The sequence below is a fragment of the Sphingomonas daechungensis genome, from assembly GCF_039543105.1.
GTDB classification, from domain to species: Bacteria; Pseudomonadota; Alphaproteobacteria; order Sphingomonadales; family Sphingomonadaceae; genus Sphingomicrobium; species Sphingomicrobium daechungense.
Genome location: NZ_BAABJC010000001.1, coordinates 1,232,453 through 1,249,559, shown reverse-complemented (window position 1 = coordinate 1,249,559; position 17,107 = coordinate 1,232,453). Strand labels below are relative to the sequence as shown.

Sequence of the window (17,107 nt, the reverse complement as noted above, 5' to 3'; positions counted from 1 at the left end):
GATGACAGACCAGACCGACAAGCCGAAGCTTGGAACCCGGCCGCCGCTGGGCCTCAAGCGCACGGTCGAGACCGGCAAGGTGAAGCAGAGCTTCAGCCATGGCCGTTCGAACACCGTGGTGGTCGAGGTCAAGAAGCGCCGCATCCTTGGACGCCCGGGCGAAGCTCCGCCCGTCGAGGCGCCCAAGCCCGAGCCCGTTGCCGAAGCGCCCAAGCCGGCACCGAAGCCCGTTGCCCCGCCTCCCGCGCCGAAGCGCACCGCGCCTGTCGACGACATCACCGCGCGCAAGGAAATGCAGGCTCGCCTGCTGCGTGAGGCCGAGGAAGCGCGTCTCGCCTCTCTGGAGGAGGCGCGCCGACGCGACGACCGCAAGCGCACGGAGCAGAGCGAGGACGAGAAGCGCCGCGCCGAAGAGAATCGCAAGGCCGAGGAGGCTGCCGCCGAGCAGGCGCGCATCCAGGCCGAGGAAGAGGCTCGCGCGGCCGCTGAACCCGCCGCTGCGCCCGAGCCGGTCGCCGCCGATGATGAAGACGACCGTGCGGCTCGCCGTCCCAGCGGCGGTCATGCGCCAACTCCACGCCGTCCCGAGCCCGCTCGCCCGAGCCGCGGCCGCGGCGACGACCGCCGTCACCATGGCAAGCTGACCGTCACCCGTGCCCTTTCCGGCGAGGACGACAGCCGTGCCCGTTCGCTGGCCGCGCTCCGCCGCGCCCGTGAAAAGGAAAAGCGCGCTCACCAGCAGCAGGGACCCGCCGCCAAGCAGTATCGCGACGTTGACGTTCCCGAGGCGATCACCGTCCAGGAGCTCGCCAAGCGCATGGGCGAGCGCGGCGCCGACCTGGTGAAGGCGCTGTTCAAGATGGGCACGCCGGTCACGATTACCGAGACGATCGACCAGGACACGGCCGAGTTGCTGATCGAAGAGTTCGGCCACCGCATCAATCGCGTCAGCGAGGCTGACGTCGACATCGACACGTCGACCGACGTCGATCCCGCGGATACGCTAAAGCCGCGTCCGCCGGTCGTCACGATCATGGGCCACGTCGACCACGGCAAGACGTCGCTGCTCGACGCCATCCGCGGCGCCTCCGTCCAGTCGGGCGAGGCCGGCGGCATCACGCAGCATATCGGCGCCTATCAGGTTCAGCTGCCCGACAAATCGAAGGTCACCTTCCTCGACACGCCGGGCCACGAAGCCTTTTCGGAAATGCGCGCCCGCGGTGCGAACGTCACCGACATCGTCATCCTCGTGGTCGCGGCCGACGACGGCCTGCGCCCGCAGACGATCGAGGCGATCAATCACACCAAGGCGGCCGGCGTCCCGATGATCGTTGCGATCAACAAGGTCGATAAGCCGGAAGCCAAGCCGCAGAAGGTCCGCGAGGAGCTGCTGCAGCATGAGATCATCGTCGAGGACATGGGCGGCGACGTTCAGGACGTCGAAGTCTCCGCGACCAAGAAGACGGGCCTCGACAAGCTTCTCGAGGCAATCCAGCTGCAGGCCGAAATCCTCGAGCTGAAGGCCAACCCCGATCGTGCCGCCGAAGGCACGGTGATCGAGGCCAAGCTCGACAAGGGCCGCGGTCCGCTCGCGACCGTCCTCGTCCAGCGCGGCACGCTGCGCGTCGGCGACGTGTTCGTTGCCGGTGCATCGAGCGGCAAGGTCCGCGCGATGATCAACGACAAGGGACAGCAGATCAAGGAAGCCGGTCCGTCCTTCCCGGTCGAAGTGCTCGGCCTGTCGGCGGTGCCGTCGGCCGGCGACCCGTTCACGGTCGTCGAGAACGAGGCCCGCGCGCGCGAAGTCGCCGACTACCGCAAGGGCGTCCTCGACAAGAAGCGCACGACGGCCGCTCCGGTCAGCGTCGAGAACATGTTCGCGACGCACGCTTCGACGATCAAGGAAGTGCCGGTCGTCATCAAGGCGGACGTGCAGGGCTCGGTCGAAGCGATCGTTCATGCCCTCAATCGCCTGTCGACCGACGAGGTGCGCGTGCGCATCCTCAACTCGGGCGTCGGTGCGATCACCGAGAGCGACGTGACCCTTGCGTCCGCGAGCGGCGCACCGATCATCGGCTTCAACGTTCGCCCGAACGCCAAGGCGCGCGAGGCCGCGAACCGAACCAAGGTCGAGTTCCGCTACTACGACGTCATCTACCACCTGACCGATTGGGTGAAGGGCGCGATGGAAGGCGAGCTCGGACCGGAGATCATCGAAACGGTGGTCGGCCGCGCGAAGGTCCAGGAAGTCTTCCCGGCCGGGAAGCGCGACAAGGCCGCCGGCCTGCTGGTCCTCGAAGGCATCATCCGCAAGGGCCTCAACGCCCGCCTCACGCGCGAAGACGTCATCGTGTCGAAGACGACCATCAGCTCGCTCCGGCGCTTCAAGGACGACGTGGCGGAAGTCACTTCGGGTCTCGAGTGCGGCGTGCTTCTGGCCGATACGAACGACATCAAGCCCGGTGACGCGCTTGAGGTCTTCGAGGTCGAGGAGCGCGCGCGGACGCTCTAATGCGCCGTCAGGAAACAACAGAAGGTCGGTCGGTCCGCCTGCTCCGCGTCGGGGAGCAGGTGCGTCACATCCTGAGCGAGCTTCTCCAGCGTGGCGACGTGCATGACGACGTGCTCCAGTCGCACCTCGTCAGCGTCACGGAAGTGCGTATGTCGCCCGACCTCCGCCACGCGACGGTGTTCGTGAAGCCATTGCTTGGCCAGGACGAAGAGGCCGTGCTCAAGGCTCTCCGGCAGAACACGGCGTTTCTCCAGCGCGAGGTCGCTCACCGCGTGCGCATGAAATATGCGGCCAAGCTGAAGTTCATCGCCGACGAAAGCTTCGACGAAGGCACGCACATCGACCGCATCCTCCGGTCGGAGCATGTCGCGCAGGATCTCGAAGAGGAATGATCGAGGGTCTCGATGCGCACATGACCGGCGATGGGTGCCGCGCCGAGTTCATCACCGACGGTCATCTGGAAGCGCTAAAGTCCGCATGTGCCGAGGACCGCGAGATTTGGGCGATCTATGCGAACAACTTCGGTCCGGACGGTTTCGACCAGAGCATCGCCCTCTACCGGTCCAATCCGCGCAATCGGACCTTCGTCCTCTACGACGGTGACGCGCTTGCCGGTATGTCAAGTTATCTTGGCATTGACGACGGACGCCAGTGCCTGGAAATCGGTGGCACCTATTACCGTCCACACCTTCGTGGCAGCGGGTTCAACCGTCGCGTGAAGGACATGATGCTGAAGCGGGCATTCGACAGCGGAATCCGCCGCGTCGAGTTCCGCGTCGACCGCCGCAACGCGCGGAGCCAGGCAGCAATGAAGAAGCTCGGCGCCGTCCGCGAAGGCATTCTTCGCGCGGACCGCATCACCTGGAACGGCCACGTCCGCGACACGGTGCTGTTCGCGATCCTCAAGGACGAATGGCCGGTATGAAACTGCTTGTCGCCCTGAGTTTGCTCCTCGCCGCGTCGCCCGCGCAGGCGACTGGGCTGACCGTGAAGATGGGTGAAACCTGGCTGTTCACGCTCAAAAACGGTGAGCCGGCGAACGCTCGGAAAGTGCCTGCGTCCGCCACCATTCCCAAGGGCCAGATCAAGGTCGCGGTGCGCGCGATGCTGGGGACGGGCATGACCATCACCAACAACAGCCCGATCGCCTACACCTTCCGCGCGGAGCTGATTTCCGGCGGCAAGGCAACGCTTGCGCGATCCTGCACGCTTCCGTCGAAGGCCCGCCCGGCGTTCGAACAATGGCCACAGAAGGCTGACGCGATCCGTATTGGGGCCTTCAAGGTCGCCGACGAAGACGGGCACTGCTGAGCCGATGGCCAAGCTCTATTTCTATTATGCTGCAATGAACGCGGGGAAATCGACGACCCTGTTGCAGGCCGACTTCAACTATCGCGAGCGTGGCATGGAAACGATGCTGTGGACCGCGGCGCTCGACGATCGCCTGGGCGTGGGCGCGATCGGCTCCCGGATCGCCTTGTCGGCTCCGGCGCATACCTTCGATGAGGGCGTCGACCTTTTCGACGCCATCAGCAATGAATTGAGGAAGCGGGACCTCGACTGCATTCTGGTCGACGAAGCGCAATTCTTGTCGCAGCCGCACGTGCTGCAACTCTGCGAGGTTGCCGACCAGCTCGATATTCCGGTCCTTTGCTACGGCCTTCGCACCGACTTTCAGGCCAAGCTGTTTCCCGGATCGGCGGCGCTGCTCGCGCTGGCGGATACATTGGTCGAACTGAAGGCCGTCTGCGAATGCGGACGCAAGGCGACGATGAACCTCAGGGTCGATGAGGACGGTCACGCGATCGTTCGTGGCCAGCAGACCGAGATCGGCGGGAACGACCGCTATATCGCGCTCTGCCGCAAGCATTTCTTCGAACGGCTGAACGAGAGCCGGGCGCGACAGCTGAGCCTCGGCCTCCCGCGCAACCCGTGATCAATGGCTGGCTGATTTTGGACAAGCCGGTCGGGCTTGGCTCGACGCAGGCCGTGTCGGCCGTGAAGCGAGCGCTCCGCGAAGCCGATGAGCCGAAGACCAAGGTTGGCCACGGCGGCACGCTCGATCCGCTCGCCAGCGGCGTCCTTCCCGTCGCGATCGGCGAAGCGACCAAGGTGTCTGGGCGGATGCTGGACGCGACCAAGTCCTACGAATTCACCGTTCGCTTCGGCGAGGAGACCGATACGCTCGATCTCGAAGGGAAGGTGGTGGCGACGAGCGACATTCGGCCTTCACGAGAGCAGATCGAGGCGGTGATCGGTACCTTCACCGGCCCGATCGAGCAGGTCCCTCCGGCTTATTCGGCGCTGAAGGTCGACGGCAAGGCCGCCTACACCCGGGCGAGGGCAGGCGAGGACGTGAAGCTTGCGGCGCGCGAGGTCATGATTTTCGAGCTCGAACTGCGCGAGAATACGCCCGACAGCGCGACATTCTCAGCGACCGTATCCAAGGGCACCTACGTCCGCTCCGTCGCCCGCGACATCGCCAGGGCGTTGAACACCGTCGGCCACGTCACCATGTTGAGGAGGACCCGCGCTGGCCCGTTCGGTCTCGAAAGGGCCATTTCGCTGGACTTTCTCGCCGAAGCCGCTAAGGCGCGGCGGCTGATTGGGGCGGTACTTCCGCTGGAAGCGGCGCTGGACGACATCCCGGCCCTCCCCATCACTCCCGACCAGGCACAACTGCTCCGCTTCGGACAGCGCCTTGTCGGTTTCCCCGAAAAGCCGGGGCTTCAACTGGCGACAGAGGGCGGACGCCCGGTCGCATTGGTCGAAGCTTTGGCCGACGGCCTGAAGGTCGTCCGGGGCTTCAACGTCTAGAAATAAGGAGTTTGTCGATGTCGATTACTGCAGAGCGCAAGACCGCGCTGATCAACGAGCACGCCCGCGGTTCGGGCGACACCGGTTCTCCCGAAGTGCAGGTCGCGATCCTGACGGAGCGCATCAACAACCTGACCCAGCACTTCAAGAGCCACGCCAAGGACAACCATTCGCGCCGCGGCCTTCTGATGCTGGTCAATCAGCGCCGTTCGCTCCTCGACTATCTGCGTCGCAAGGACGAAACGCGCTACACCGACCTCATCGCGAAGCTCGGCCTGCGCAAGTAACTCTCTGGAGCGGCCCCAAGCGGGCCGCTTCGCATATGTTCAGTCCCGCAATTCGGCGGGGCGTCCATGGGGCTCATCAGACGCCCCGACCGCTGACGGACCGGCTGTCCGTCAAATGATGACCCCGGCAGGCATTCGGCCGCCGGGCGAAGGGACAATAAATGTTCAAAATCCATACTGTTGAAACCGAGATCGGCGGCAAGACGCTGAAGCTCGAAACGGGCCGCGTGGCCCGCCAGGCCGATGGCGCCGTTCTCGCGACCATGGGCGAAACCGTGGTGCTTTGCGCGGTCACCGCCGCAAAGTCGGTCAAGCCGGGGCAGGACTTCTTCCCGCTGACCGTCCACTACCAGGAAAAGTTCTCGGCCGCCGGCCGTATCCCGGGCGGTTTCTTTAAGCGCGAGCGTGGAGCGACCGAAAAGGAAACGCTGACCAGCCGCCTGATCGACCGTCCGATCCGCCCGCTGTTCCCGGAAGGCTTCTACAACGAAGTCCTCGTGATCGCGCAGGTCCTCTCCTACGACGGCGAGAACGAGCCCGACATCCTCGCGATGATCGCCGCCTCAACCGCACTGACCATTTCCGGCGTGCCCTTCATGGGCCCGATCGGCGCCGCCCGCGTCGGCTTCGTCGACGGTGAGTACGTCCTCAACCCGACCCAGGCTCAGATCGCCGAGGGCGACCTCGACCTCGTCATGGCCGGCACTCCGAACGCCGTGATGATGGTGGAGTCCGAGGCCAAGGAATTGAGCGAAGAGCAGATGCTCGGCGCCGTCATGTTCGGCCACGCCGCCAGCCAGAAGATCTGCAACCTCATCATCGACCTCGCCGAAAAGGCCGCCAAGGACCCGTGGGAGCTCGCTCAGAGCGACGACAAGTCGGCGATCAAGGCGAAGCTCAAGGACATCATCGGCAAGGACGTCGAGGCTGCCTACAAGCTGACCAACAAGTCGGAGCGTTCCGCCGCTCTCAACGCCGCCCGCGACAAGGCCAAGGAAGCCTTCGCCGAAGCCGAGCCGCAGGAGCAGCTGGTCGCCTCGAAGGCCGTCAAGGGCCTCGAAGCCGACATCGTTCGCGGTGCGATCCTCAAGGAAGGCCGTCGCATCGACGGCCGCGACACCAAGACGGTCCGCCAGATCGAAGCGATGGTCCACTTCCTTCCGCGCACGCACGGCTCGGCCCTGTTCACGCGCGGTGAGACGCAGGCGATCGTGACCACGACGCTCGGCACCAAGGAATCGGAGCAGATGATCGATGGGCTGGAGGGTCTCTCCTACCAGCGCTTCATGCTGCACTATAACTTCCCGCCCTACTCGGTCGGTGAAGTCGGACGCTTCGGCGCTCCGGGCCGCCGCGAAGTCGGCCACGGCAAGCTCGCATGGCGCGCGCTGCACCCGATGCTGCCGTCGATCGAGGAATTCCCGTACACCATCCGCGTCCTGTCCGACATCACGGAGAGCAACGGCTCCTCGTCGATGGCGACGGTCTGCGGCGGCTCGCTTGCCCTCATGGACGCCGGCGTTCCGCTGAAGCGTCCGGTGGCCGGCATCGCCATGGGCCTGATCCTCGAAGGCAAGGACTTCGCGGTGATCAGCGACATCCTTGGTGACGAGGACCACCTCGGCGACATGGACTTCAAGGTCGCGGGCACGTCGGAAGGCGTCACCTCGCTGCAGATGGACATCAAGGTCGCCGGCATCACCGAGGAGATCATGAAGACCGCTCTCGCCCAGGCGAAGGACGGCCGTGCTCACATCCTCGGCGAGATGGCGAAGGCGCTCGATCACACGCGCGAAGAGCTGTCGGCTCACGCGCCGCGCATCGAGACGATGCAGATCGCCAAGGACAAGATCCGCGAAGTCATCGGCACCGGCGGCAAGGTCATCCGCGAAATCGTCGCGGAGACCGGTGCCAAGGTCGACATCGACGACGACGGCACGATCAAGATCGCGTCTTCGGACCCGGCCAAGATCGAAGCCGCCCGCAACTGGATCCGCGGCATCGTCGCCGAGCCGGAGCCGGGCACGATCTACACCGGCAAGGTCGCGAGCCTCGTCGACTTCGGTGCATTCGTCACCTTCATGCCGGGCAAGGACGGCCTCGTGCACGTCTCGGAAATCAAGAACGAGCGTGTCGAGAACGTCCGCGACGTCCTGACCGAAGGCCAGGAAGTGAAGGTCAAGCTGCTCGAGGTCGACCAGCGCGGCAAGGTTCGCCTGTCGATGCGCCTCGTCGATCAGGAGACAGGCGAAGAGCTTCCGGACACCCGCCCGCCGAGGGAGCCGCGTGAAGGCGGCGACCGTGGCCCGCGCGGTGACCGTGGCGATCGCGGCCGTCATGGCCGTGGCGGCGGACGCGACGATCGCGGCCCGCGCCGTGACCGTGGAGACCGTGGTGACCGTGGTCCTCGCGGTGAAGGCGGCGACCGTGGCCCGCGCGGCGAAGGACGCGGCGACCGCGGCCCGGGCCGTGAGCGCGAAGGCGGAGAAAACGAAGGCAACGCGCCCGAGTTCGCCCCGGCCTTCCTGACGGGCGGCAACGACGAGGACTAAAATCCTCCCCGGAACGGGGAGGGGGACCAGCGTAGCTGGTGGAGGGGTCCCTTCACCGCCACGCCGGTCACTCAGCAGTGCCAAGAAATGAGAAGGCCCCGGAGCGATCCGGGGCCTTTTTGTTGGGGGTCGCCTCCTACGAGCGACTGCCGACGCAGTACAAGGGCATATCGACGCGAAGGCGGCTGAACGCTATTTTGAGTTCTTCAGGTCATCAAACATGGATTTGATATCTTCATCGGATATCTCCGATGAGACCGAAGGCCGTGGCGGAGCGGAACCGGAGTAGGCCGCTTACTCGCGCGCCGGCCGGCACTCTCTGGCTCTTCGCCCAAGCTCCCGAATGCTTTGCATTCGCTCCCTTGCGCTCGGCAGTTCGTGCTGTCCTACAACCCCCTTTTTGTGCCTTACCCTGCCAGATGAGCAGGAAGTACAATCGCAACGAGTTCAACCGGCAGCTGGTCGAGCGCTTTCCCGTGACTTTGTCCGCCGCCGATCTCCTCGCCGCCAACGCGGCGGCGGAGGACTATGTGTCCGAACAGATCCCCTTCGATCCCGTCCCGCGCGCGCGAAACAGCCCCGTTACTGCGAACATTGGGACCATTCGCACTCCGCACCGGCGTGCGCGGCACAGTCAATTTGGTCAACTTGCCCTCGGGAGAAGTCCTACAGCACCCCGAACGTCCACCCCTCCGTCAGCGCAATCTCCGGAGTCAGCCCCTCCGGCGCAAACGCCCGCGGTTCCTCTCGCGCCAATGCCCGCATTCCCGCCGCGGTGACCAGCGCGTCCGTCTGGTGGTCGTTTGGTTCGAAGCCAAGGCGGACTCGCCGGCTGCCAAGCCCGTCCAGCGCCGCATTGAGCTCGGCGCGGGTGCGGAGCTTGGTGCCGCTCATGCCCGCACGGCGAAGGTAGATGCGCGTGTAGATCTCGACCACCGCGCTCCCGCTTTCCGGCAGCGGGTCCATCGGGAAGATCGCAACCTTGCCGTCCAGGCGGTGAAGCAGCCGCATGCCGGAGAAGCTTGCCTTGGCGACCTGCGCCGCGCCGATCGCGTCGTATGCGCTGGCCGTCTTGCGGCCGCCTTGCGCGTTCAATCGGGCGTCGCATTGGCGGAAACGGACGAAGTCGGCCTTCACCCCGTCGGCGATGCCGAAATAGAAATGCTTGCGGTGGACGTGCTCGAGGAAGCTCGCGGCGCCGAGGTCTTCGTCGTCGCAGCGGGCATCGACATAGGCCCAGAACTCCCGCGCGGTGTCCGGCACGCCGGGCTCGTCGATCAGATATTCGCCGCGCTCGACGATGGGTGGAGCGAAGCTGAAGTCGAAGCCGAACAGGGTCGGCTCCCTGGCCGCGCGCTTGATCAGCCAGCGGAGCACTTCCTCCCGCGACCAGATGTGCCCCGGCCGGATCAGCCGCGGCGGCGCGTCATGCCGCGCTTCGGCAATCGCGATCCCCTTGTGCCGTCGCCCCTTCGCGCCCGACCAGTCGATCGCGATGTAACTTTCGAACCGGCTCACTTGCGCTTGCGCGGCTCCGCTTTCGGGCGCGCGGCCGACCAGTCCCGCGAGCGGGTGATGACCTCGCGGACCCGCTCTTCATCCGCCGCGGCATATCGCACCAGCACGGCGGGCCAGCCTTCGTAGTGCGGCGTCTGGAAGTAGGTCTCCGGCTCGGTCTCCTTCAGCACCTCGATGCCGTCGAGATCGAGCGCGACGCCGAACGCGGTGTCGCTTTCGCGGCCCGGAAAGAGGAAGGCGCGTCCGTTGGAGGCGACCTTGACCGCCGGCTGCCCGTAGCTCGTCGACAGCTCGGTATCGGGCAGGCCGAGCGCATATTCGACCGCCTCCTCCCAGGTCATGGCCTCATACCAGCGGTGGCTGGCGGTCGTCCTCCGGGGCAACCTCGGCCGGCTTCTTCAGCCGCGGTGGCGGGGCAGGGCGACGGGTCTGCGGCATCTGCTGGTCGGTCCACTGCTCGAGGATCCTCGCCGCCGTGTCGCGGCCCCCGAGGCCGAAGGCGATGGCACAGGCGACCGCCGCGGAGCCGAGGATCAGGCCGAACGCCATCATCACGATCTGGTCGGCAAGCCCCATGAAGGTGAGGCCGATCGCGGTGAACAGGGCGATGATCGCATATTTGATGATCGTCTCCGCGTAGCTCGACTCCCCGGTCGAGCTGCCGACGAGGTTGGAGAGGATACGGGCGAGGAAGATGCCGACGACGATGATGACCGTGCCGAAGATCACCTTCCCGCCGAGCGCCGTCACCTGGAACAGCAGCGCCGCGGTGGAATCGCCGCCGATCTTGTGGGCAGCCTCCATGATTCCAACGATCAGAGCAGCAGTCATCGCGATATTGCCGACGACCCGGGACGGCACCGACGACACCGGCATGATGCCAAGCGCTCGCAAGGCATTGTCGAAGCCGAGACCCGGAAGCACCGTCTCCAGCACGCTCTTGCCCCAGCGGCCGATCAGGAACGCGATGGCGAGGATGATCAGCGCCGCGAGCACATTCGGGATCGACAAGGCGATCGACTGAAGCATCGCCGTCGCGGGCTCGGAAATGGTCGCGATGTTCAGCGCACCGAGCGCACCGATGGCGGCGAAGATGATGATCACCGCCGATACGGTCATTCCGACCGCCTTGGCGATCGAGCCGCGGGCCGGCGCTACCCCATCCTGAGCAATGCCGCTTTCGTCGACGGCCAGCGGCGCATCGCCGATCGGGATGCCTGCGCGGCTGAACAGCCGTTCGAGGTTGAGTGCGCCGAGCGCCGCCTCGACGATGTGGCGAACGATCCGCGCCAAGATCAGCCCGGCGAAGAACAACAGTCCCGCACCGATCAGCCGTGGGATGAAGGCGAAGACCTCGTTGGTCATCACGGTGACCGGGGTAAGGACTTCGTTGAGACCGAGCGGCTGCAGCGCCGCGACCAGGCCGACAAGCCAGACCAGCCAATAGGCCAGCCGCCCAAGCTCGGTTCCGACCGAGTCGACGCCGGCCTGCGGATGACGCTTCAGGACCGGCATGCGGTCGATCAGCTTGGCGACGCCCCATTGGACGCCCTTGGCGACGAAATGCGTCGCGACGAGGATCAGGATCGCGAAGACGACGCGCGGTCCCCACTGGATCAGCTGGTCGCGCCAATAGGCTGCCGGCGCTTCGGTCTGGTACATGGTCACCCCTCCTTATTCGTCGTCCTTCATGCGCTTCTCGCGAAGCTCGTTCCAGTAGGCGATGCGCTCAGCGATACGGGCTTCGAAGCCGCGCTCGCTAGGCTCGTAAAACGTCTGCGCATCCATTTCCTCAGGCCAGTAATCCTGCCCGGAAAAGCCCTGGTCGGCGTCATGGTCGTAGGCATAGCCCTTGCCGTAGCCGATGTCCTTCATCAGCCGCGTCGGCGCGTTCAAAATATGCGAGGGCGGCATCAGCGAGCCGGTGTCCCTGGCACTGCGGTAGGCCGACTTTTGCGCCATGTAGGCGGCGTTCGATTTGGGGGCTGTCGCCAAATAGAGGCAGGCCTGCACGATCGCGAGCTCGCCTTCGGGTGAGCCGAGAAAGTCGTAGGCGTCCTTGGCGGCGAGGCACTGAGCCAGCGCCTGAGGGTCCGCCAAGCCGATGTCCTCCATCGCCGCGCGGGTGAGGCGGCGGAGCACGTAGAGCGGCTCCTCACCCGCCACCAGCATGCGGGCGAGATAATAGAGCGCGGCCTGCGGGTCGGAGCCCCGGATCGTCTTATGGAGCGCGGAGATGAGGTTGTAGTGACCCTCCCGGTCCTTGTCGTAGACCGGCACTCTCCGGTGAAGCAGAGCGGCCATTCCGGCCGGATCGAGCGGCTGGTCGAGATCGACGTCGTAGAGGGTCTCGACCTGGTTGAGCAGGAAGCGCCCGTCTCCGTCCGCGCTGGCGACCAGCGCGTCGCGGGCATCCTTGGTCAGCGGTATGGCGCGGCCCGTCTCGGCCTCCGCGCGCTGGATGAGCGTGTCGAGTGCCTCCTCGTTCAGCCGGCGCAGGATCAGTACCTGGCAGCGCGAAAGCAAAGCGGCATTGAGCTCAAAGCTCGGATTCTCCGTGGTCGCGCCGACGAGAGTGACAGTGCCGTCCTCCACGTAAGGCAGGAAGCCGTCCTGTTGGGCGCGATTGAAGCGATGGATCTCGTCCACGAAAAGCAGAGTGCGTTGCCCCGCTCGCGCGGCGGTCTTCGCTTCGGCGAAGATCTTCTTGAGGTCCGCGACCCCTGAGAAGACCGCGGAGATGGGGACGAAGCGAAGGCCGACCGCGTCCGCGAGTAATCGCGCAATACTGGTCTTCCCGGTCCCAGGCGGACCCCAAAGGATCATCGACGACAATTTACCGGCTGCGACCATTCGCCCGATCGCGCCGTCGGGTCCGGTCAGATGTTCCTGGCCAACGACCTCGCCGAGATTTTGCGGCCGGAGGCGATCCGCAAGCGGTGCGTTCGCAGCCGCGGAGGGCTGCGCGTCCTCAAGCTCGGTGTCGCTGAACAGGTCGGCCATCTCCGGCACGCTTTGGAGCAGCGGCCAAAAAAATGCATCACCCGATCTTGTCGAAGATGTTACTAAGATATATCTCAGATGCATCGAAAGGAAAGATATGAGACATCACCGACATCACGGGTGCCACCCTCGAGGCCGCTTCCAGATCAATCTGCCGGAGGGCCTGATCGCCATGGGCCGCCGTTCGGGCGGTTGGGGACCCTTCCACTTTGAATTCGACGACAATGGATTTCGCGGTCGCCACGGCGGCGGACGCGCTCGCAGGCGCATGTTCGAGTCCGGCGAGCTTCGGCTTGTCCTCTTGAAGCTGATCGCCGACGAGCCGCGCCATGGCTACGACCTCATCCGCGCGATCGAGGAACTGACCGGCGGCGAATACGCGCCGAGCCCGGGCGTGGTCTACCCGACCCTGACCCTGCTCCAAGACATGGGCCTGATCGAGGAAGCTACCGGCGAAGGACCGCGCAAGCCGTTCCAGGTCACCGACGAAGGCCGCGCGCATCTCGACGAAAAAGCCGACGAGATCGAAGCGCTTCTGGATCGCCTGAAGGACATCGCCCCCAAGGAATCCCACGGCGGCGGAGCGACGATCGGCCGGGGCATCCAGAACCTGATGGCGGCCGTTCGCAACCGCGTGTCGCGCGTCGGCTGGGACGAAGACCTCACGCACGAAATCACGGCGATCCTCGACGAAGCCGCCCAGCGCATCGAGCGCCTGAAGTAAGCCGGATTACCGCCGCGTGAGCCGGGCGTGACGTTTCTTGCGCTCGATCACGCGGCTGTACGTTCGCAGCACCGCCGAGTTGATCTGGTCCCAATCGCGGCCCTGGGCGACCTTGATCCCCGCCTGGCCGTGCTTGCGCCGTAGCTTGGGGTCGGCGGCATAGGTCGCCAATTCGTCGGCGATCGTTTCATAGTCGCCCGGTTCGGCAAGGAAGCCGGATTGGCCGTGGATGACGAGATTGGTCGCCCCGGTCGCGTTGACGGCGACGACGGGCAGGCCGGAGGCCATCGCCTCCAGTGTCACGTTTCCAAATGCTTCCGTGACCGATGGATTGAGCATCACGTCCGCACTCGCCACGGCCCGCGCAAGGTCGTCGCCGGCGAGATGGCCGGTATAGATCGCATCGGGCAGGCGTTCCTCGAGCCAGCCTCGCGCCGGACCTTCGCCCACGATCAGGACGCGGTGCTTCACGTTTTTCTCGCCGAGCTCGTCCATCGCATCCGAGAAGACATCAAGCGCCTTCTCCATCACCAGTCGCCCGAGAAAGAGGACTACGAATTCATCGTCCGCGATCCCGATGCTCCGCCGCCATGCCATGTCGCGCCGGCCCGGATTGAAATGCTCCCGGTCGACGCCCCGGCTCCAGATCGAAATGTCGCGGTTCATGCGCTGCGCGCGAAGGACGGCCGCCATGGATTCCGATGGCGCGACCAAGGCATCGCACCGCAGGTAGAGCCGGCGGAGAATGGCGCGAACCATCGGTTCGAGGTTCCCGAGCTTGTAGTAAGCGAGATAGGTGTCGAAGCGGGTGTGGACGGAGGCGATGGCCGGGATGCCGCGCGCCCTCGCCCAGCTTACGGCGCGATGCGCGGAGAAGTCCGGGCTCGAGACGTGAACGACGTTGGGCGCGAACTCGGCGAGGTCCTTGCGGACATGTGGCGGCAGGCCAAGCGAGATCCGATATTCGGACCGTCCGGGGATCGGCACTGAAGGAAGGCTGACGAGGTCGCCGGTCGGCTCGAACGCCGGGTGCTCGACCGTCGGGGAATAGATGCGCACGTGCACGCCCTGCCGCAACAGATAACCGACAAGGCGGTTGAGCGCCTTGTTGGCGCCGTCGCGAACGCAGTTGTAATTGCCCGAAACCAGGGCAACTCGGATCTCGTTGGGCTCCACGGGCAGCAGCACTTAATGGTGGGAGCCATAAAGGCAATGCAATCAGGCGGAATGAAAGTCGGTCTCGGACCAATTGCGAGGTCCGATGCGCGGCTGTTCGTCCTCGGCAGCCTGCCAGGCGACGCGTCGCTCGCTGCCGGGCAGTATTACGCCCATCCTCAGAACCAGTTCTGGCGATTGCTTGGACAGGTCATCGGAGAAGCCTTGCCCGAGCTTTCCTATCAAGACCGGCTCGATTGTCTTGCGGATCATCGCATCGGGTTGTGGGACGTCATCGGCTCCGCGCAACGGCACGGGAGCCTCGACCAGGCAATCCGCCTTGCCAATCACAATGGCATCGAGCGGCTCGTGGAGAAATTTCAGCATCTCGAAGCGATCGCCTTTAACGGCGGAACATCGGCCGCGATCGGCCGGAAGCTCATCGGTCACGGCCAACGCGTAGGCTTGATCGATCTGCCTTCGTCCAGCCCGGCCAACACCCGGCCATTTCAGGAAAAGGCGGCTGTCTGGGCTCAGCTACGGCCATTCTGCGGGGCGCCCCCTTGTGCGCGCGGGCAATCGGGCCAAAAAGGGAATCGATGACCACCGATATCGAAGACGACGAAGACCAGCTGGACAGCGACAAGAGGCTGTCGATGGTCGACGAGGCCCTGGTCGCCGGCACCATAGCCAACACCAACGGCCTGCTGGTGATCCTCGCGAAGCTGGTCGCGCGCGGCGTTTTCGACCGCGAGGATCTGAAAGCGTTTTCCGACAGCTACTCCAAACCGCTCGACCATGTCGGCATGCGTGAGAACGAGCTGGTCACACAGATGCAGGACCAGATGGAAGCGACTCTGGCCGAGCTGATGCGCTACCTCAGCGAGCGTGACGCCTAGGCGAGATTGACTCGGTGGGCGCAAGCCCACATATGCCCGACGCCTCTCGCGAAGGCCCCTTCGTCTAGCGGTCTAGGACGTCGCCCTCTCACGGCGAAAACACGGGTTCGAGTCCCGTAGGGGTCACCAGCAGCGTCTAGAACCGCCACCCGAGAGTTGGTCCCACCTGCAATGCCGTGAATCGCGAACGCTCGCGGTTCGAGAAGCGGTGGTTGAGCGATGCCGCGAACGACAGCCGCATGCCGTTCGGCAAGCTCCAATTCGGTGTCAGTAACAGTTCGCTTAATGAAAGCAGGTCGGTCCGGCCGTCGTTCGACCCGCCGGTAAACCGGGAGAATGCAAGCTCCTGGAAGAAGCCGAGCCGCAGGCCTTTGCTTTCGACTAGCGTTACGTCGATGTTCCCGGTGCCGACGAAGCGCCGCTCACGGGCTTCGGGAGAAGCCCGATATTCGGCGCTCACCGATGCGCCGACCTTGTCCGAAATATTCGGAGCAAATGACACCGTGTAGCGCTGCTGCGCATGATCGAATTGGCTGAAGTCCTCGCCGACGTAGGTCCAGCGCGACATGATCCGCAAAGAAAACGTGCCTGTGTCCTCAAGCTCGTGAAACAGCGTCGCCCTTGCGGTGAGACGCGCTTCGTTCACCTCATCGGGATCTTTCGAGAAAAGGTCGGCGTCCGCGCTTGCGTCAAGCTGCAAGTCCCAGCCGGGCATCAGGCCCGGATGGGAATATCGAACCGCCACGGAAGGTGCGAACAACAACGCGCTCGACGAACCGCTCGACGCCCAGGCCGGGTTGGTGTCGAACAGAAGCGGCGCACTGATGTTGAGTGACCGCGACGGCTTCGGCATTCCATCCAGCCCATATTCGTATGGCTCGGGCTCGCCGTCCTCATCATGCTCCCGGAAATCGGCGGCGTCGCCCCTGTCCGAAGGGTCTGCGGTCTGGGCCAATGCATTCGCGGGCACGACCAGCATCGCGCCCGCGAGAAAGGTCACTGCCGCGATGCGCACGGCAATGGCCGTTCAACCGCCAGCGAAGCGATCACGCACTCGCTGGAGCGGGGGTGTGATCGTCCGCCTTGCGGCGCATCAGCAGGAATGCCCATCCCTCGAAGATCAAGGAGATGCCGAGGATGAAGCCGGGCATTGTGAAGGCGAAAATTGGCCAGCGCATCAGCAGCCACAGGCCGGCGAGGAAGGCCACGATTCCCGAGACCAGCAGCCATCCCCAATTGTGGGCGGGCCGCGCCGTGAAAGCGAGCCAGGCCTGGCTCACGCCCTGGATGAGGAGCAGCCACGCAAGGAACTTGGTCAGGACAACCGCCCCCCCGATCGGGTCGAACAGGAAGATGGCTCCGACAAGGGCGTAGGCGAGGCCGAGGATGATGTGGAGGATCAAGCTTCCCCAACTCTTCGAAAACGCATGCGCAATCTGGGCGCCGCCGGCAATGAGCAATGAGGCACCGATGAACATCGTCATCAGCATTGTCGAATGAACCGGGGTGGAGAGCGCCACGACTCCGGCGACGATGAACAGCAAGCCCATCAACCTGCTTATGATCGGCGACGGGCCCTTCGATGCAACGGGCGGAGCCGATGCGGCGGGTTCTGCTGATGCTTCTGCGGTCTGCTCCAT

The 17,107-nt window shown here is 64.9% G+C and carries 18 protein-coding genes and 1 tRNA gene; 12 read left to right on the top strand and 7 right to left on the bottom strand.

The features are described 5' to 3' along the window. Position 1: 1 nt before the first annotated feature. From infB to pnp, 8 genes are all read left to right on the top strand, one after another. Positions 2–2,512, top strand: coding sequence for a translation initiation factor IF-2 (gene infB, locus ABD928_RS06515; RefSeq protein WP_187713739.1), 2,511 nt, complete (start codon positions 2–4; stop codon positions 2,510–2,512). Beyond that, the gene (rbfA, locus tag ABD928_RS06510; protein WP_187713740.1) at positions 2,512–2,904 is read left to right on the top strand and encodes a 30S ribosome-binding factor RbfA; all 393 of its coding nucleotides are present in this window, start codon (positions 2,512–2,514) and stop codon (positions 2,902–2,904) included. The genes infB and rbfA overlap by 1 nt, the downstream gene beginning before the upstream one ends. Further along, positions 2,901–3,437 (top strand): GNAT family N-acetyltransferase, encoded by a 537-nt coding sequence (locus tag ABD928_RS06505; protein WP_187713741.1) that lies wholly within the window; start codon positions 2,901–2,903, stop codon positions 3,435–3,437. Before rbfA ends, ABD928_RS06505 begins: the two co-directional genes overlap by 4 nt. After that, the gene (locus ABD928_RS06500; protein WP_187713742.1) at positions 3,434–3,823 is read left to right on the top strand and encodes a hypothetical protein; all 390 of its coding nucleotides are present in this window, start codon (positions 3,434–3,436) and stop codon (positions 3,821–3,823) included. Before ABD928_RS06505 ends, ABD928_RS06500 begins: the two co-directional genes overlap by 4 nt. A 4-nt stretch (positions 3,824–3,827) precedes the next feature. Further along, a complete protein-coding gene (locus ABD928_RS06495) occupies positions 3,828–4,448 on the top strand; it encodes a thymidine kinase (protein ID WP_187713743.1) in 621 nt (206 codons plus the stop codon). Further along, positions 4,445–5,329 carry a tRNA pseudouridine(55) synthase TruB gene (gene truB / locus ABD928_RS06490; RefSeq protein ID WP_187713744.1) on the top strand — a complete coding sequence of 295 codons (885 nt, stop codon included), beginning with the start codon at positions 4,445–4,447 and terminating at the stop codon, positions 5,327–5,329. The genes ABD928_RS06495 and truB overlap by 4 nt, the downstream gene beginning before the upstream one ends. A 17-nt stretch (positions 5,330–5,346) precedes the next feature. Beyond that, positions 5,347–5,616 (top strand): 30S ribosomal protein S15, encoded by a 270-nt coding sequence (rpsO, locus tag ABD928_RS06485; protein ID WP_187713745.1) that lies wholly within the window; start codon positions 5,347–5,349, stop codon positions 5,614–5,616. A gap of 161 nt (positions 5,617–5,777) precedes the next feature. After that, positions 5,778–8,168 (top strand): polyribonucleotide nucleotidyltransferase, encoded by a 2,391-nt coding sequence (pnp, locus tag ABD928_RS06480; protein ID WP_345167236.1) that lies wholly within the window; start codon positions 5,778–5,780, stop codon positions 8,166–8,168. Between the two features lie 666 nt (positions 8,169–8,834). On the opposite strand, the gene ABD928_RS06475 is transcribed toward pnp, so the two are convergent. The 4 genes from ABD928_RS06475 to ABD928_RS06460 are packed head-to-tail and all read right to left on the bottom strand — an operon-like array spanning position 8,835 to position 12,689. Continuing rightward, on the bottom strand, positions 8,835–9,686 hold the full coding sequence (locus ABD928_RS06475) for a hypothetical protein (protein ID WP_187713747.1): 852 nt from the start codon (positions 9,684–9,686) through the stop codon (positions 8,835–8,837). After that, positions 9,683–10,027 carry an MmcQ/YjbR family DNA-binding protein gene (locus ABD928_RS06470; RefSeq protein WP_187713748.1) on the bottom strand — a complete coding sequence of 115 codons (345 nt, stop codon included), beginning with the start codon at positions 10,025–10,027 and terminating at the stop codon, positions 9,683–9,685. The genes ABD928_RS06475 and ABD928_RS06470 overlap by 4 nt, the downstream gene beginning before the upstream one ends. 4 nt (positions 10,028–10,031) lie before the next feature. Continuing rightward, a complete protein-coding gene (locus tag ABD928_RS06465; RefSeq protein WP_345167231.1) occupies positions 10,032–11,348 on the bottom strand; it encodes a mechanosensitive ion channel in 1,317 nt (438 codons plus the stop codon). 12 nt (positions 11,349–11,360) lie between these two features. Further along, positions 11,361–12,689 carry a replication-associated recombination protein A gene (locus ABD928_RS06460; RefSeq protein ID WP_187713750.1) on the bottom strand — a complete coding sequence of 443 codons (1,329 nt, stop codon included), beginning with the start codon at positions 12,687–12,689 and terminating at the stop codon, positions 11,361–11,363. Positions 12,690–12,786: 97 nt separating this feature from the next. On the opposite strand from ABD928_RS06460, the gene ABD928_RS06455 reads away from it, so the two are divergent. Then, entirely contained in the window at positions 12,787–13,413 is a 627-nt protein-coding gene (locus tag ABD928_RS06455) for a PadR family transcriptional regulator (RefSeq protein WP_345167228.1), read from the top strand. A 6-nt stretch (positions 13,414–13,419) separates the two neighbouring features. On the opposite strand, the gene ABD928_RS06450 is transcribed toward ABD928_RS06455, so the two are convergent. After that, a complete protein-coding gene (locus ABD928_RS06450) occupies positions 13,420–14,589 on the bottom strand; it encodes a glycosyltransferase family 4 protein (RefSeq protein ID WP_187715842.1) in 1,170 nt (389 codons plus the stop codon). Positions 14,590–14,640: 51 nt separating this feature from the next. Between ABD928_RS06450 and ABD928_RS06445 the strand changes: the two genes are divergently transcribed. From ABD928_RS06445 to ABD928_RS06435, 3 genes are all read left to right on the top strand, one after another. Next, positions 14,641–15,171 (top strand): DNA-deoxyinosine glycosylase, encoded by a 531-nt coding sequence (locus ABD928_RS06445; RefSeq protein WP_187713751.1) that lies wholly within the window; start codon positions 14,641–14,643, stop codon positions 15,169–15,171. Beyond that, on the top strand, positions 15,168–15,467 hold the full coding sequence (locus ABD928_RS06440) for a hypothetical protein (RefSeq protein ID WP_187713752.1): 300 nt from the start codon (positions 15,168–15,170) through the stop codon (positions 15,465–15,467). The genes ABD928_RS06445 and ABD928_RS06440 overlap by 4 nt, the downstream gene beginning before the upstream one ends. Positions 15,468–15,520: 53 nt before the next feature. Next, positions 15,521–15,596, top strand: a tRNA-Glu gene (locus tag ABD928_RS06435). Positions 15,597–15,603: 7 nt separating this feature from the next. Here ABD928_RS06435 and ABD928_RS06430 read toward each other — a convergent pair. Both ABD928_RS06430 and ABD928_RS06425 read right to left on the bottom strand, forming a co-directional pair. After that, on the bottom strand, positions 15,604–16,482 hold the full coding sequence (locus ABD928_RS06430; protein WP_345167224.1) for a hypothetical protein: 879 nt from the start codon (positions 16,480–16,482) through the stop codon (positions 15,604–15,606). 31 nt (positions 16,483–16,513) lie between these two features. Further along, entirely contained in the window at positions 16,514–17,107 is a 594-nt protein-coding gene (locus tag ABD928_RS06425) for an HdeD family acid-resistance protein (RefSeq protein WP_345167221.1), read from the bottom strand.

Excerpts from the sequence above, each read along its gene's own strand:
- rpsO (WP_187713745.1), top strand. The coding sequence starts at position 5,347 with ATGTCGATTACTGCAGAGCGCAAGACCGCGCTGATCAACGAGCACGCC.
- ABD928_RS06470 (WP_187713748.1), bottom strand. The coding sequence starts at position 10,027 with ATGACCTGGGAGGAGGCGGTCGAATATGCGCTCGGCCTGCCCGATACC.
- ABD928_RS06460 (WP_187713750.1), bottom strand. The coding sequence starts at position 12,689 with ATGGCCGACCTGTTCAGCGACACCGAGCTTGAGGACGCGCAGCCCTCC.
- infB (WP_187713739.1), top strand. The coding sequence starts at position 2 with ATGACAGACCAGACCGACAAGCCGAAGCTTGGAACCCGGCCGCCGCTG.
- pnp (WP_345167236.1), top strand. The coding sequence starts at position 5,778 with ATGTTCAAAATCCATACTGTTGAAACCGAGATCGGCGGCAAGACGCTG.
- ABD928_RS06495 (WP_187713743.1), top strand. The coding sequence starts at position 3,828 with ATGGCCAAGCTCTATTTCTATTATGCTGCAATGAACGCGGGGAAATCG.
- ABD928_RS06440 (WP_187713752.1), top strand. The coding sequence starts at position 15,168 with ATGACCACCGATATCGAAGACGACGAAGACCAGCTGGACAGCGACAAG.
- rbfA (WP_187713740.1), top strand. The coding sequence starts at position 2,512 with ATGCGCCGTCAGGAAACAACAGAAGGTCGGTCGGTCCGCCTGCTCCGC.
- ABD928_RS06500 (WP_187713742.1), top strand. The coding sequence starts at position 3,434 with ATGAAACTGCTTGTCGCCCTGAGTTTGCTCCTCGCCGCGTCGCCCGCG.
- ABD928_RS06455 (WP_345167228.1), top strand. The coding sequence starts at position 12,787 with ATGAGACATCACCGACATCACGGGTGCCACCCTCGAGGCCGCTTCCAG.
- ABD928_RS06425 (WP_345167221.1), bottom strand. The coding sequence starts at position 17,107 with ATGGAGCAGACCGCAGAAGCATCAGCAGAACCCGCCGCATCGGCTCCG.
- ABD928_RS06505 (WP_187713741.1), top strand. The coding sequence starts at position 2,901 with ATGATCGAGGGTCTCGATGCGCACATGACCGGCGATGGGTGCCGCGCC.
- ABD928_RS06445 (WP_187713751.1), top strand. The coding sequence starts at position 14,641 with ATGAAAGTCGGTCTCGGACCAATTGCGAGGTCCGATGCGCGGCTGTTC.
- ABD928_RS06465 (WP_345167231.1), bottom strand. The coding sequence starts at position 11,348 with ATGTACCAGACCGAAGCGCCGGCAGCCTATTGGCGCGACCAGCTGATC.